Genomic DNA, 13,903 nt, shown 5'->3' on the forward strand with positions numbered 1-13,903 from the left:
TAGAAGACGAGAAACCAACGTATGTGGAGCATTCCAAATCTTTTAACCTCATTTCGAATCTTATTGATACCAGTATTTTTGGTGGTCTTTTATTTACCAATTGATAACGCACATTTTTGGGCTGCACTGGTATTCGTCTTAGCGGCGATCACGGATGGTTTAGATGGTTATATCGCGCGAAAGCTAGAGCAACATACCAAATTCGGCGCATTTCTTGACCCCGTTGCTGACAAAATCATGGTTGCGGCTGCCTTAATTGCTGTCGTCGAATACCACAATACCCTGTGGATTACGATTCCCGCGCTGGTGATTATTAGCCGTGAACTCATTATCTCGGCTTTGCGCGAATGGATGGCAGAAATTGGCAAACGTGAAAGTGTTGCTGTGTCGTCACTTGGTAAAGTGAAAACGACGATGCAGATGATTGCACTAACGGGCTTACTGTGGAGTGCCAACGCCTTTGTCATTGCTTTAGGGACGATCGCGCTTTATATTGCCGCGATTCTAACTTTTTGGTCGATGTATATCTATTTAACCGCCGCTTGGTCGGACTTAACGCACGACAGTTAAATCGCTATCAACTTGAGCTTGATGAAATTTTCAACCAAACTTGATCAGGAATGCGGCGAACTAGCCAAAAAATCAGCAAACAGTCAAAAAAACGAAATTTTCTGTTGACTGAAATAAAAGGGTAGGTAGAATGGCGAGCCACTGGGGCAGCGCTCTGGTAGCAATAAAGCAAATGCGGGAATAGCTCAGTTGGTAGAGCACAACCTTGCCAAGGTTGGGGTCGCGAGTTCGAGTCTCGTTTCCCGCTCCAAGCTTTATTCAACCCAGGCGGGTTGGCAGAATGGCTATGCAGCGGATTGCAAATCCGTGGATCTCGGTTCGACTCCGGGACCCGCCTCCAGTTTTAAACACGAATAGAAATCGTGCCTACGAATAAGCCCGGGTGGTGAAATTGGTAGACACAAGGGATTTAAAATCCCTCGACTTAACGGTCGTGCCGGTTCGAGTCCGGCCCCGGGCACCATTTCTAACGTTCGCTTCAGCAAATCCCTTTTGAATAAAATTTGTATCAGTCTTTGACCAGCGAACATCCTTGTTCACCGATTTATTTTTCTTTGCCGACCGTTTCAACGACATGACGCATCCAATTAATTAATGCGACAATCGCCATTTCACGCTGGCTTTCACGGCGAACGGAAATGTGCAAACCGTGTTTACCGTCGAGACTAAAGCCTGGCACTTCAACGAGGTCGCCTTCGGTTGCTGCTTTTGCGTAACATTCCGGCAATAACATTAAGCGGCCAGTAAATTGAGCAAGCTCAACGGCCATGCTGGTGTTATTGACAAACTGTACATTTTCGGCCGGAATTTTACCCTCATAAGCCCGGTTCCAACGGTCCCAGTCTTTATTGGTATTCACAGCGACAAACTTGTATTCGTTAATATTTTCCTCGTTCGGCACGGGAACAGACGTAGGTCGAATCAGAATTAATCGGGGTTCGGTTAAGCGCCAATTGACGATGGCTTTTTGTGCCGGAGCAGAGAACGTTAATAGGGCATCTAATTCACCGTGCAGAATTTCATGGGTTAATGGCCCTTCATTTTGCCGGCTGAGATACTCAGGAACCTGCACACATTGTAATTCAAGGTGTGGGTAAAGTTGATTAAACTCACTCAATAAAGGCCCAAGCCACCAACGCAACAGTTCACTGCTAATACCAAGCGTTAGCGTACGCCGCGCTTGGTCACCATTTTTCATGGTGCGTTTTACTAAACGCTCAATTTGACGGAATACACGTGAAAGCTCGGGCGCTAACGCGTCGCCTGCAGGCGTGAGTGCGTGGACGCGGTTGTCGCGTTGAATCAAACGAATACCGAGCTGCTCTTCAAGCGTAGACATCTGTCGGCTGATAGCGGATTGGGTGACACCCAGCTCAGCCGCAGCTGCTTTAAAGCTTCCTTGACGGGCTACGGTTTCGAAAACCCTTAATGCATTCAACGATGGTAGTGAATTCGAGTTCATAATAGTTACTTCAGTGTGAGTTTAACTCATGGTAGATGAAAGTTTACTAAGTTGCAATTAGATATTTAAACTGTTTTGGATAACGCCTAGAATAACGAAGTCCTTGTCTTGCATAGAAGAAGCCCATGTTCGAAGAACTTTTTTCTCAGCGTTACGCTGCCGAATTCATTGCGATGGCGATTGCCCACGCCTTTGCTGTCGCTAGCCCCGGGCCAGATTTTGCGGTGGTGAGCCGTTACAGTGTGCGTCACGGCGCACGGGTCGCAACTTGGGTGAGCCTTGGCATCGGTTTAGGGATACTTGTACACGTAACCTATTCAATTCTTGGTCTTGCGCTGTTGATACATCAAACACCATGGCTCTACCGACTATTACTGTTGATTGCAGCCGGCTATTTCTTCTGGTTAGGGTTGAATGCTATTCGCTCATCGCCGCCAGTTGGCGATATCGATGACATTCAGGTGAGTGGTTTCGAGGCGGAAGTGTCTGCCCGTCGAGCAGTGGCAATTGGCTTTTTAACCAACGGTTTAAATGTCAAAGCGACCATGTTCTTCCTGGCACTGTTTACCTTCATCATCGCGCCATCGACCCCAGTGGGGATTAAGGTCGGATATGGGGTGTACTTAGCGTCTGCGACGTTTATTTGGTTTGCAACCTTGAGTTATCTCTTCGGCCGAACGCGAATTCGTGAGATTCTGTTGCGCAACGGGTATTGGTTTGACCGTTTTATGGGCGGCGTACTGTGGCTGCTCGCATTCCATCTCGTTTGGCAGTGGTGGCGACTGGGGTAATTACGCTATAATCTCGACCTGTTAGCTTTGCACAACGAATGATCTCGTTCATTTTGATATTTTATAGGCGTATTCATGCAGCTTTTTGTAAACGATCTTACCGTCATCGACTTTTCTTATTTGTGTCCGCAACGTGGAATCGTGGGTGAAAGTTGGATTGTCGACATTATGCTGGATGGCTCGTTGAACGATCAGTCCATGGTTCTTGATTTCGGGCGGGTAAAAAAGCAAATCAAGGCCATAATTGACCAATCTGTGGATCACAAGTTGCTCGTGCCGAGCGAGAATCCCATCACTCATGTGACAAAGCACAGCAATGAAACGCATTATTGGGTTGATTTTTTGCGTCCACAGAATTCAATTCATTTGTTTTGCCCAGCGGATGCGTACGCGTTTATTGATGCTCCAGAAATCGATATGCAAGCGACGCTGTCGTATTTGCATGCAGTGATCAAGAAAGAGCTGCCAAATAATGTCAAAGGCTTGGAATTGAAGTTACGAGCAGAGAATATTCCAAGTTTCTATTATCACTATACCCATGGACTGAAAAAACACGATGGAAATTGCCAGCGCATTGCTCACGGGCATCGCTCGGCAATACAAGTGTTTGTTGACGGTATGCGTAGCCCTGCGTGGGAGCAACGTTGGTCGCGGCGCTGGGAAGATATTTACATTGGCACCGCGGAAGATGTCGTAGCACCGGAACATTTGACCTTAAGTCCAATAGGTAAAGATATGATCGGTGATCGCCATGTTTGTTATTCCTACGTCGCCGAGCAGGGTATCTTTGAGCTGGTGTTACCGGCAGCAGAAAATGAAGTCATGAGCAATGACACGACCGTAGAGTGTATCGCAGAATATATTGCGCAAGAAATTAAGCAACACGAACCAACACACGAAATTAAGGTCATTGCTTTTGAGGGTGTTGGCAAAGGAGCAATCGGTTATGCGTAAGTTTTTCTTCAGTATAATTTGGTTAAATGTCTTGGTGTGGTCTGCCGCCGATGCAGCCGAGCCAAAAATTAACGGTCAATTTGTGCAAGGCGGCATGGTGGTTGGACAAGCGCAACCTGGCAGTGAAGTTCGGCTTAATGGTGATCTGCTTAAAGTCGCTGAAAGTGGTCATTTTGTTTTCGGTATTGGTCGCGACGATACCGCCCCTATAGTGCTCGCCGTGTCGACACCGGCTGGAGAGCATTGGCGGCAGTCGTTTGCGATTCAAACCCGGACCTTTGACATTCAACGTGTCGATGGCTTGCCGCAGCAAACTGTGACACCCGATCCTGAAGTACAAGCACAAATCGCGGAAGACAATCGCAGAATAGCTCAAGCACGTGCAGTCAATAGCGACCGTTTAGACTTTTCTGGAGAATGGATATGGCCAGCAGAAGGGCGAATTTCCGGCGTCTACGGCAGTCAACGCATTTTAAATGGTGAGCCGCGAGCACCACATTGGGGAATCGACATTGCAGCACCGACCGGCACACCGGTTTATGCACCGGCAGCAGGGATTGTTCGTTTAGCTGAACCTGACTTAGTACTTTCGGGCGGCACCATCATTGTTGATCATGGCCATGATATTTTTTCTAGCTTCCTGCACCTGCACGCGATTCATGTCGATGTGGGTGACGAAATTGCACCGGGCGACCTTATTGGTGAAATCGGTGCGACCGGTCGAGCGACCGGCCCACACTTAGATTGGCGAATGAACTGGGGAAATACCCGGATTGACCCGCAACTTCTCTTGCCTGACCGCGATTAACCTAAGCGCAGCCAAGTCGCTGCGCGTGCCTGTTCGTCGATGCTTAAACTGAAGCCATCGACGACGGGCGCTTGCCAAGTTAGGTCCACAGCATGCAATTGATCGGAACTAAACACGTGGAGAGTGATGACCTGCCCAGGTTGACTGCGTTGCATGGCTCTGGTTACATTAGCGCGCGTTGCTTCAATTCCATCAATGGCGACAATCCGGTCTTTGGGGCTAAGCCCCGCTGCCGCAGCAGCGCTATCCTCGAAAACACGCGTAATTTCGAAATGGTTTTGTTTATCTGTCAGTACCGCGCCGAAACTGACTGGAAGATTGGTTTCCGTTTTAGTGCTCGGTTGCATGGTAATCGGATCGGAGACTGCTGGAGCGATACGTAACCCAACAGTTTGCAGCCACTGCTCGAGCGCGGGAGTCTGCGTACTGCTCAACCATTGCATTAAGCTTGCCGCCAATTCTTCGCCGCCGAAGCGAGCAAAACTCGCGATTAAATCTGCCTGTGAAGTCCCGTCCTCAGCATGGCGAACATAGAGATCGTTCATAACGTCTTTTAAGCTATGCGCACCATTGGAAATCTTGCGGATGGCGAGATCGGCAAGTAAAGCGATCACTGAACCTTTGCTGTAATAACTGGATATCGCATTTTGGCTGTTTTCATTTTGCTGATAAAACGTCGTCCATGCCATGCGACTTGACTCCAACACCGACTGGCGTTGCGGACCTTTGCCACGCAGTGCGCGCGTTAAGGTTTCACTGAGCCGCTGTACATAAGTTGTTGCCGACATTGCCCCGGCGTGGTGGACAAAATAGTCATCGAGATACGACGTGATTCCCTCGTAAAACCAAAGCTGTTCGGTGTACTGCTCGTTTCGTAAATCATACGGATGAAAAAGCTTCGGGCGAAGTTGTTTCACGTTCCAACTGTGAAAATATTCATGACTACAGAGGCTTAAAAAGGTTAGGTAGTCATTATTATCTTGGCCATTTCCCCTTGGTTCGAGTGTATGTCGAGCGCATAATAGGGCGGTCGAGTTTCTATGCTCAAGCCCGCCAAACCCATCGCCGACGACCATGGTTAAAAACGTATAGTTTTGAAAGGGAACCTTGCCATTAAAAAAATGAATTTGCTGTTCACAGATTGCCGCTAGGTCCGTTGCTAAACGAGATTGATCGGCATAATGTTTGCCGGCTAGAACCAGCTCATGTTGAATGCCAGCCGCACTAAATGGAATAACGGTTAATTCACCGAGCAGGAAAGGGTGATCGATAAGCGTGTCGTAATCTTCGGCTTGATAGCGAGTGGAGGCGCCGGTTTGTTTCGTTAAACCAGTCGCTATCTGCCATTGCGATGAATGCGGCAGCTCTATTTCGATATGAAGTGGCCCATGGTGTGACAGACATTGCAGACAAACGGCGCTCGGGTTAAAAAAACCGAATTCATGATTAATCCAAGCCGTCCGAACAGACAGGTCAAAGGCGTAAACACGATACTCGATGACCACTTGTCCGTCATGTGCAGGTATTTCCCAGGTACTTTTGTCAGGGCGAATGTAATCGAGCGCGCCAGTTGTTCCAACTACCGAAAAGCCAACGATGTGTTTGGCAAAATCTCTTATCATATAGCTCCCTGGTAACCATGTGGGTAGCCGAAACTGTGTCTGTTGCGGTAGGTATGGCAGGGTGATTTGAACGTCAAAATAGTGCTGTAGCGGATCACATTGAATTCGATAGGTTAAGGCTTTGGTCATAGTCAAATCTCGGCGCTAAAGACAATGCCAAGAGTGTATCACAATCCGTGGCGACATTGATGGCGGGACAATTGAGTTTAATGCCGGTTTTCAGCCGATAAACGGCAGTTACTTTTAAGGGCATTCAGCTAACATAGTCGAGTAATGTTTAAAAATTGTTAATAAAATAGAGTGGGGATATAGTTTGAACTGGCGCTCATTGCTTGAAGACCGAAATAAATTGTTCTGGCTAATGCAAATTGCAGGTTGGCTGGGCTATGCGTTTGTTCAGTACATGGGTTCACTCATGCACGAAATGCGCGAAATATGGATTGTTATTGTTTTGCTCGGGGCTTATGCAGGTTTCCTCCTAACGGTTCCGATGCGCTACATCTATCGCTCTATTTGGTCATGGCATCCGGCGTTACAAATTCTTGTGGTTATGCTCTGTTCGTATATTGCAGCTGCCAGTTGGGCAGTTATTGATAATTTAACGAATTGGGAAATTTATAAGTTTGGTTATCGTCCGACAAACTTACTTTTCTATTTCCAGCATTCAATTGCTAAGTTTTACATCATGCTGACTTGGAGCGGTCTGTACTTTGTTATTAAATACTATCAACTGCTTCAAGATGCACGACAAAAAGCGCTAACTGCAGCTTCGATGGCGCATCAGTCACAGCTAAAAATGTTACGCTATCAGCTTAACCCACATTTCTTATTCAATACATTGAACGCAATTTCGACGCTCATCTTGGTGAATGATACGAAAAACGCGAATCAAATGATGAATAAGCTCAGTCGCTTTTTACGTTTTTCTTTAGATAATGAGCCGATTAAGCGTATTACCTTGCAAAATGAGCTGAAAGCGCTGATGCTCTATCTTGAGATCGAGAAAGTGCGTTTCGCTGAGCGTTTAGAAGTGGTCATTGACATTGCCCCCGATGCTGAAAAAGCGTTAGTACCGAGTTTAATTTTGCAACCCTTGATTGAAAACGCGATTAAGTATGCGATTGCGAAAACGGAAGCGAACGGCCGCATCGAGATCAAAGCTTGGATTGTCGGCGACGACTTGTGTATTGAGGTTGCGGACAACGGACCAAAACCCTTTGATCCTGATAACGTTAAAGTGTCCGGTTCAGGTGTTGGTTTGGAAAATACGCGTGAACGTCTTAAAGCCTTGTATGGAAAACAATTCTCCTTTACTCTGTCTGCTAACGATCCGACTGGGTGCGTGGTCCGTTTGCGTTTCCCATTCCAACAAGCCGAGTCTTAATCCAGCGTCTGAGTAAACGAGTATGAGCCAACAAAAAATTCGTGCGATCATTGTTGATGATGAACCCTTAGCCCGTCAGGGGTTGCGTATTCGGCTGGAAAGTTTTGATTTTCTTGAGGTCATTGCGGAAGCGAATAATGGTCGCGAAGCGGTCGATAAGATCATTGAGTTAAAACCGGACTTGGTGTTTTTAGACATTCAAATGCCCGGAACCAATGGCTTTGATGTTCTGAAAAAGCTGAAAGCACAGTACGAAATTGATGGCAGCCAAATGCCGGCTGTCGTTTTTGTCACCGCTTACGATCATTACGCTATTCGAGCGTTTGAAGTTCGTGCGATTGATTATCTTCTAAAGCCAGTGGATGAAGAACGACTGGCTGAAGCACTTGATCGGATAAAAGAAGAAGTGCTCGTTGACCAATCACGTCGACATCAACAGCGATTGGTTGAACTCGTCGCCGATATCACGGGTGAAGATGTCGAAGAAATCCTTAAGTTACTTGCTGAAGGTAAAGCACCATCGGTTGATCATTACCCCGAACACATCGCGATTAAAGACAGTGGTGAGATTACGCGGGTGGCGATTAACTCGATTGAATGGATTGATGCTGCTGGCGATTATATGTGTATTCACGCTGGTAATCAGACGCACATTTTACGCCGCACGATGAAAGAACTCGAGCAAGAGTTAAATCCGCGTTTGTTTCAGCGGATTCACCGTTCTGCCATTGTTAATTTAGGCCAAGTAGAAAAATTGTGTAGCCGACAAAATGGTGAGTACCATCTCGTATTACAAAATGGTCAAGAGCTCAAAGTAAGTCGAAGCTATAAAGACCGTATCAAACAATTAGTGCTCGGCCAAATTTGACCCGTATTCGCGAGGTTGATCAACTTATCGCTATCTAACGTATCGCTTTTATTGCTTCTTATTTAAGGACTTTTATGCGTCTGCGTTGGCTGATCATTATTTTTTTCTGTGTAGTCGTTCTGAGTAGTTGCTCGAGTCGGCAGCTAGGTTATCGCTATGCTGAATCCTTGATCACGTGGCAACTTAACCAGCAGGTTTCGTTAACGCGAGAGCAACGCAGTGCTGTCCGTGCCGATCTCGATCAGTTTCTGCAATGGCACGCTGAAAATGAAATGCCGCGCTACCTTAACTTGTTAGAAGCAATCGACGAAGCGCTTGGCAATGGCCAGATTGATGAACCGCAACTGCGGGTCTGGGCTGAACAGGCTGAATCGTATTGGTTGGATGCTCGTCAAGCACTTATACCTTATGCGGATAGGTTCTTTCAATTGCTGAGTGAATCGCAAAAATCTGCTCTCATTAGCCATTGGCGTGAGCGGTTTGAAGAGCGGCTTGTTGACCTTGACGACCCAGATTCAGATCGGTCTGAAGTAATGATTGCACGGCTTGAATCAAGCCTTGGCCGTGTCTCCTCAACACAAAAACAATTAGCACGGCAATGGCAAAGCGACAGTGTCGATAATTCTGAATTGTGGATCCAATACCAGCTACATTGGCTAGACGGATTAACCAATTTGCTAATCTTGCCTGCAGGTAGCAACGGCTATCATGAGCTTCTACAACGTTTATTCCTGCAACCTGACGACTGGCGTAGCGAACAACTCAATGCAGCCATTTCACAGAATGAAGACGCCGGCTACGCATTTGTCCTTGCACTCATGAATACGCTCGATCAGCGCCAACGACGTCAACTCACTCGAGAATTACGGCGCTGGCAGCGTGATTTGCGGGGCATGATGCGTCAGCGCGGTGTGGCGTAGCACGCTGACGCAGGTTTAAGCCTAAACCTGAAGAATTTTACTGGTATTGGTTTTACCGATGGTTTCCATAACATCACCGTGAGTGATGATGACCATATCACCTTTTTCAAGTAAACCACGGCCGCGGATAAGCTCAATGGCGTCACGCAGCACGTTTTTCGGCTCTGATTGGGTTGAGTCGAAGTAGGTCGGATAGACACCACGGTACAAATTCGCCCGGTTCAGTGAGTGTTGGTGGCGTGAAAGTGCAAAAATAGGTAGGTCGGTGTGGATTCGCGACATCAGTTTCGCGGTATGACCAGACTCTGTGAGTGCAATAATGGCTTTTACACCCGCAAGATGATTTGCCGTATACATAGCGGCTAAGGCTGTCGCTTGGGCAACTGAGGTTACTGCTTCTTCGACGCGCTCACGGCTTAAGCGCAATGTTGGATACTCTTCTGCACCGCGGCAGATATCCGCCATGGCTTTAACCGTTTCGACTGGATATTTACCGGCCGCAGTTTCTGCGCTCAACATTACCGCGTCGGTGCCATCGAGTACCGCGTTGGCAACGTCCATCACTTCAGCGCGGGTTGGCATGGAGTTATCAATCATCGACTCCATCATCTGCGTTGCCGTGATGACCACTTTATTCAATTCACGGGTGCGTTGGATAATCCGCTTTTGTTTACCCACTAGCTGTGCATCACCGATCTCAACACCGAGATCACCGCGGGCAACCATGACGACGTCAGAGTTGTGAATCAGATCGTCCAGTGCAGCGTCAGTGGCAACCGTCTCGGCACGTTCAATTTTCGCGCAAATCGCACCATCGCAACCGGCCTTGTTGAGCAGGGCACGGGCTAATTGCAGATCAGCGCCGCTGCGCGGGAATGAAACCGCGAGAATGTCGACATCGATTTGTGCCGCGATTTCGATATCTCGATAATCTTTATCGGTTAGCGCCGAAGCTGAAAGGCCCCCGCCTAAACGGTTAATCCCTTTATTATTGGAAAGCTTGCCACCGATTTTGACTTCAGTGTGCACTTTACTGCCTTCGACTTTAACGACCGTTAATTGGATGCGTCCATCATCTAATAGAAGGACATCACCGGACTCGACATCTTTGGGTAAATCTTTATAGTCCAAGCCCACTTGTTGTTCGTTACCGGCATCGTTCGGTAAAGCAGCATCGAGTAAAAACGGCGCACCGTTTTCGAGTTCAACGCTGCCGTTTTGAAAACGGGCGACACGAATTTTAGGACCTTGTAAATCACCCAAAATTGCCACATGTTTACCGAGGCGAGCAGCGATTTCCCGAACGTTTTCTGCACGTTTAATGTGATCTTCAGCAGCACCGTGCGAGAAATTAAGACGCACAACGTTTGCGCCAGCATTGATTAGCGCTTCGAGAATACCTGGTTTGTCAGTCGCAGGGCCAAGTGTGGTGACGATTTTAGTACGACGTAGCATGGAGAAAACCTTCTGTAACAAGCAATATTACGCTCTATACTACCACAGAGATTGTTGCGAGTGGATGAATCCTAATGAGTAATTCGTGCGGCAAAGTCTGACTTCAGCCGCTGCGGTCATACCATTTACAGCTGGTAGCAGAGCAACAAATTCAGTACAATAGCGGCCGAATTTTGGACGTAAGGTGGCTTTGCCACTGCAACGATTCTTTCACCTCACGTAAACACTGACAAAGGTTTCACAATGACTGACGTGCATAACGAGACAACATTGAAAAGCTGGGAAGAGCGCCAAGAATACGCAGAGCTAATGCAGCCGCTGATTGGCCGCTTGTACCGTACCAAAGGAGTGGAAATTCTGGTGTATGGCCGGAGTTTGCTGAATGGCTCGACGATCGACATCATCAAGACCCATCGGTTAGTTCGTCAACACGAAGGGCACAAATTACGTTTGCGTGAGAGTTACCCACTTTTAAAAGCGATTTCTGAAATGGAAATGGCACCTGCACGCCTTGATTTAGGCAAATTAGCGTTTGGTTATCATTTCGGTGGTAAACGCCAAGGCGAAGAAGATGTCGTCAGTTATTTAAAACGTGAATTAGTTGATGTCGTTGGCAAGCCTGACGACGTCGAGCCACGTGATGTCGTGCTTTACGGTTTTGGACGAATTGGTCGTTTACTGGCCCGTTTACTGATTGAACGCAATGGACGCAACAACAAATTACGCCTGCGGGCCATCGTCGTTCGTGGTGGCGGTGAAGGTGACTTGGAAAAACGTGCCAGTTTATTGCGCCGTGATTCAGTGCATGGTCCATTTAATGGTTCAATTACTGTTGATCATGAAAAGAGCGCAATTAAGGCGAACGGGACTCATATTCAGGTGATCTATGCGAATTCGCCTGACCAGATTGATTACACTGAATACGGAATCGACAATGCGATCATCGTTGATAACACTGGTGTTTGGAAAGACGAGGCTGGTCTCGGTTTGCATTTAAAATCCAAGGGCGCGGCAAAAGTTTTGTTGACGGCACCCGCGAAAGGCAACATTAAAAACATTGTCCACGGTGTGAACCATGGCGATATTTTGCCGGAAGACCTGATTGTTTCTGCTGCAAGCTGCACCACCAATGCAATTACGCCGGTATTGAAGGCGATCAACGATCAGTATGGTATCAACAATGGTCACGTCGAAACCGTGCATGCCTACACCAATGACCAAAATCTCATCGACAATTACCACAAAGCCGAGCGCCGCGGGCGTTCAGCGCCACTGAACATGGTGATTACCGAGACGGGCGCTGCAAAAGCAGTCGCGAAAGCACTGCCTGAGCTTGCTGGTAAATTAACCGGTAATGCGATTCGTGTGCCGACGCCGAATGTTTCGATGGCGATTATGAACCTTAATTTAGGTCAAACCACTGATCGTGACGCGTTGAATGAATTTTTGCGGACGACCGCTTTAAACTCTGAATTGCAGAATCAAATTGACTTCACTTCCTCAACGGAAATCGTCTCGTCCGATCTCGTCGGCAGTCGTTATGCAGGTATCGTTGATTCGCAGGCGACGATCGTTGATGGCGATCGTGCCGTCTTATACGTTTGGTACGACAATGAATTTGGTTACAGTTGTCAGGTGCTGCGAGTTGTACAAGACATGGCAGGGTTGATCGTTCCAAGTCTCCCTGCATAAGACTCAATCGTAAAAGAAGCGCCTTTGGGCGCTTCTTCTAATTTTACACCGCAAGGGTTGTTATTAAGCACGAGGCTTAACATGATTAGAATTTCTAGCGCATTTGATAGCGGCAATATCGAAGTGGTTTCAGCCGCGTCAGCTGACACCATTCGTTTACGGATTCGCAAGGATAATGAAAGTGAATTCTTTCAATGGTATCACTTTAAGCTGTTCGCTAAAGTCGATACCAAGCACGTGATGGTCATTGAGAATGCAAACGAATCTGCGTATCCGAAGGGGTGGGAGCATTATTACTCGTTTGCGAGCTATGATCGTGAGCACTGGTTCCGTGTACCCACTTCGTTTGATGGAAAGAAGGTGACGATTACCCATACACCTGAACAAGAAACGGTGTTTTACGCGTATTTCGTGCCTTATAGCTGGGAACGTCATCTTGACTTAATTCAATGGGCTCAGCAGTCAGCTTGGGTTGAGCAACGCTGCTTAGGCACAACGCTTGATGGCCGCGAGATGAATTTGTTGGTTATCGGCGAAGAAAGTCCGAAAAAACGTAAAGTCTGGATTACTGCGCGCCAACATCCGGGTGAAACGATGGCAGAGTGGTTCGTTGAAGGACTGCTCGAACACCTCCTCAACGAAGATGAACCGGTGTCTCGGCAACTGCTGGATCAGGTCGTGTTTTATGTTGTCCCGAACATGAACCCGGACGGCAGTGTTCGCGGCCATTTACGTACCAATGCTGTTGGCGTCAACTTAAACCGTGAGTGGGCAGAGCCTTCACTCGAGCGCAGTCCAGAAGTCTTCCATGTACTGAAGGCGATGGATGCAATCGGTGTTGATTTGTACCTTGATGTGCATGGTGACGAAAACTTACCGTATAACTTTGTTGCTGGCTCTGAGGGAATACCTTCTTATGACGAGCGCCACGCGCGGTTAGAAAACTTGTTCAAAGACGCTTATTTAAGAGCGACTGCAGAATTCCAAACGAAATATGGCTACGAAGTTGATGCGCCGGGCGCAGCGAACTTAACGGTTGCAAGTAATGCCGTTGCCGAGCGTTTTAAATGTTTAGCGTTCACCATCGAAATGCCATTTAAAGATAACGATGATCTGCCTGAGCCTTATCAACAGTGGTCCGACACACGTTCTCGTCAATTTGGTCGTGATACATTGAAAGCGATCTTAGATGTCGCCAACGATTTGCGTTAAACCACACGCAATTCACATTAAAAAGGGAGCCAGATAACGGCTAATGCCAGTCAGTTAAGCTGACTGGCATTTTTTCTTTTAAGGGGGTATTTCCTTGTTTTCGGCTTCACCCACCTCGGATAACATCTATCCTCGCGGCGTTCCGGTAGTTTAAAGTACCCCATC

The 13,903-nt window shown here is 47.4% G+C and carries 12 protein-coding genes and 3 tRNA genes; 12 read left to right on the plus strand and 3 right to left on the minus strand.

Annotated features, from left to right (window positions below; all coding sequences use genetic code 11):
• The first annotated feature begins 21 nt into the window (after positions 1–21).
• The 4 genes from pgsA to LAT77_RS08040 all read left to right on the plus strand — a co-directional run bounded on the left by pgsA (position 22) and on the right by LAT77_RS08040 (position 1,033).
• Positions 22–570, plus strand: a complete 549-nt coding sequence (gene pgsA / locus LAT77_RS08025; protein ID WP_290564039.1) for a CDP-diacylglycerol--glycerol-3-phosphate 3-phosphatidyltransferase — start codon at positions 22–24, stop codon at positions 568–570.
• A 174-nt stretch (positions 571–744) separates the two neighbouring features.
• A tRNA-Gly gene (locus LAT77_RS08030) sits at positions 745–820 on the plus strand.
• A gap of 16 nt (positions 821–836) precedes the next feature.
• A tRNA-Cys gene (locus LAT77_RS08035) sits at positions 837–910 on the plus strand.
• A gap of 36 nt (positions 911–946) precedes the next feature.
• Positions 947–1,033 (plus strand) — tRNA-Leu (locus LAT77_RS08040).
• A gap of 81 nt (positions 1,034–1,114) precedes the next feature.
• Here the strand turns inward: LAT77_RS08040 and LAT77_RS08045 are convergent.
• The gene (locus LAT77_RS08045; protein WP_290564040.1) at positions 1,115–2,032 is read right to left on the minus strand and encodes a LysR family transcriptional regulator; all 918 of its coding nucleotides are present in this window, start codon (positions 2,030–2,032) and stop codon (positions 1,115–1,117) included.
• Between the two features lie 125 nt (positions 2,033–2,157).
• On the opposite strand from LAT77_RS08045, the gene LAT77_RS08050 reads away from it, so the two are divergent.
• The 3 genes from LAT77_RS08050 to LAT77_RS08060 all read left to right on the plus strand — a co-directional run bounded on the left by LAT77_RS08050 (position 2,158) and on the right by LAT77_RS08060 (position 4,585).
• Entirely contained in the window at positions 2,158–2,823 is a 666-nt protein-coding gene (locus LAT77_RS08050) for a LysE family translocator (RefSeq protein WP_290564041.1), read from the plus strand.
• Positions 2,824–2,898: 75 nt separating this feature from the next.
• Complete coding sequence (locus tag LAT77_RS08055; RefSeq protein ID WP_290564042.1) at positions 2,899–3,777, plus strand: 6-carboxytetrahydropterin synthase; 879 nt, start codon at positions 2,899–2,901, stop codon at positions 3,775–3,777.
• Positions 3,770–4,585, plus strand: coding sequence for a M23 family metallopeptidase (locus LAT77_RS08060; RefSeq protein WP_290564043.1), 816 nt, complete (start codon positions 3,770–3,772; stop codon positions 4,583–4,585). Before LAT77_RS08055 ends, LAT77_RS08060 begins: the two co-directional genes overlap by 8 nt.
• On the opposite strand, the gene LAT77_RS08065 is transcribed toward LAT77_RS08060, so the two are convergent.
• Positions 4,582–6,336 (minus strand): M61 family metallopeptidase, encoded by a 1,755-nt coding sequence (locus LAT77_RS08065; RefSeq protein ID WP_290564044.1) that lies wholly within the window; start codon positions 6,334–6,336, stop codon positions 4,582–4,584. The genes LAT77_RS08060 and LAT77_RS08065 overlap by 4 nt on opposite strands.
• Before the next feature lie 184 nt (positions 6,337–6,520).
• Between LAT77_RS08065 and LAT77_RS08070 the strand changes: the two genes are divergently transcribed.
• The 3 genes from LAT77_RS08070 to LAT77_RS08080 all read left to right on the plus strand — a co-directional run bounded on the left by LAT77_RS08070 (position 6,521) and on the right by LAT77_RS08080 (position 9,379).
• Positions 6,521–7,591, plus strand: coding sequence for a sensor histidine kinase (locus tag LAT77_RS08070; protein ID WP_290564045.1), 1,071 nt, complete (start codon positions 6,521–6,523; stop codon positions 7,589–7,591).
• Positions 7,592–7,613: 22 nt separating this feature from the next.
• A complete protein-coding gene (locus tag LAT77_RS08075) occupies positions 7,614–8,459 on the plus strand; it encodes a LytTR family DNA-binding domain-containing protein (protein WP_290564046.1) in 846 nt (281 codons plus the stop codon).
• A 74-nt stretch (positions 8,460–8,533) separates the two neighbouring features.
• A complete protein-coding gene (locus tag LAT77_RS08080; protein ID WP_290564047.1) occupies positions 8,534–9,379 on the plus strand; it encodes a DUF6279 family lipoprotein in 846 nt (281 codons plus the stop codon).
• Between the two features lie 21 nt (positions 9,380–9,400).
• Here LAT77_RS08080 and pyk read toward each other — a convergent pair whose 3' ends face one another.
• Complete coding sequence (gene pyk / locus LAT77_RS08085; RefSeq protein WP_290564048.1) at positions 9,401–10,834, minus strand: pyruvate kinase; 1,434 nt, start codon at positions 10,832–10,834, stop codon at positions 9,401–9,403.
• Between the two features lie 243 nt (positions 10,835–11,077).
• Here pyk and LAT77_RS08090 point away from each other — a divergent pair, with 243 nt between their 5' ends.
• On the plus strand, positions 11,078–12,526 hold the full coding sequence (locus tag LAT77_RS08090; RefSeq protein WP_290564049.1) for a glyceraldehyde-3-phosphate dehydrogenase: 1,449 nt from the start codon (positions 11,078–11,080) through the stop codon (positions 12,524–12,526).
• An 84-nt stretch (positions 12,527–12,610) separates the two neighbouring features.
• The gene (locus tag LAT77_RS08095) at positions 12,611–13,738 is read left to right on the plus strand and encodes a M14-type cytosolic carboxypeptidase (protein ID WP_290564055.1); all 1,128 of its coding nucleotides are present in this window, start codon (positions 12,611–12,613) and stop codon (positions 13,736–13,738) included.
• The last annotated feature ends 165 nt before the right edge of the window (positions 13,739–13,903 follow it).

It is taken from the genome of Aliidiomarina sp., assembly GCF_022565475.1.
GTDB lineage: Bacteria > Pseudomonadota > Gammaproteobacteria > Enterobacterales > Alteromonadaceae > Aliidiomarina.

Bases quoted from the DNA above. Each gene is read 5' to 3' on its own strand.
- pgsA (WP_290564039.1), top strand. From the start codon at position 22: ATGTGGAGCATTCCAAATCTTTTAACCTCATTTCGAATCTTATTGATA.
- LAT77_RS08045 (WP_290564040.1), bottom strand. From the start codon at position 2,032: ATGAACTCGAATTCACTACCATCGTTGAATGCATTAAGGGTTTTCGAA.
- LAT77_RS08050 (WP_290564041.1), top strand. From the start codon at position 2,158: ATGTTCGAAGAACTTTTTTCTCAGCGTTACGCTGCCGAATTCATTGCG.
- LAT77_RS08055 (WP_290564042.1), top strand. From the start codon at position 2,899: ATGCAGCTTTTTGTAAACGATCTTACCGTCATCGACTTTTCTTATTTG.
- LAT77_RS08060 (WP_290564043.1), top strand. From the start codon at position 3,770: ATGCGTAAGTTTTTCTTCAGTATAATTTGGTTAAATGTCTTGGTGTGG.
- LAT77_RS08065 (WP_290564044.1), bottom strand. From the start codon at position 6,336: ATGACCAAAGCCTTAACCTATCGAATTCAATGTGATCCGCTACAGCAC.
- LAT77_RS08075 (WP_290564046.1), top strand. From the start codon at position 7,614: ATGAGCCAACAAAAAATTCGTGCGATCATTGTTGATGATGAACCCTTA.
- LAT77_RS08080 (WP_290564047.1), top strand. From the start codon at position 8,534: ATGCGTCTGCGTTGGCTGATCATTATTTTTTTCTGTGTAGTCGTTCTG.
- pyk (WP_290564048.1), bottom strand. From the start codon at position 10,834: ATGCTACGTCGTACTAAAATCGTCACCACACTTGGCCCTGCGACTGAC.
- LAT77_RS08090 (WP_290564049.1), top strand. From the start codon at position 11,078: ATGACTGACGTGCATAACGAGACAACATTGAAAAGCTGGGAAGAGCGC.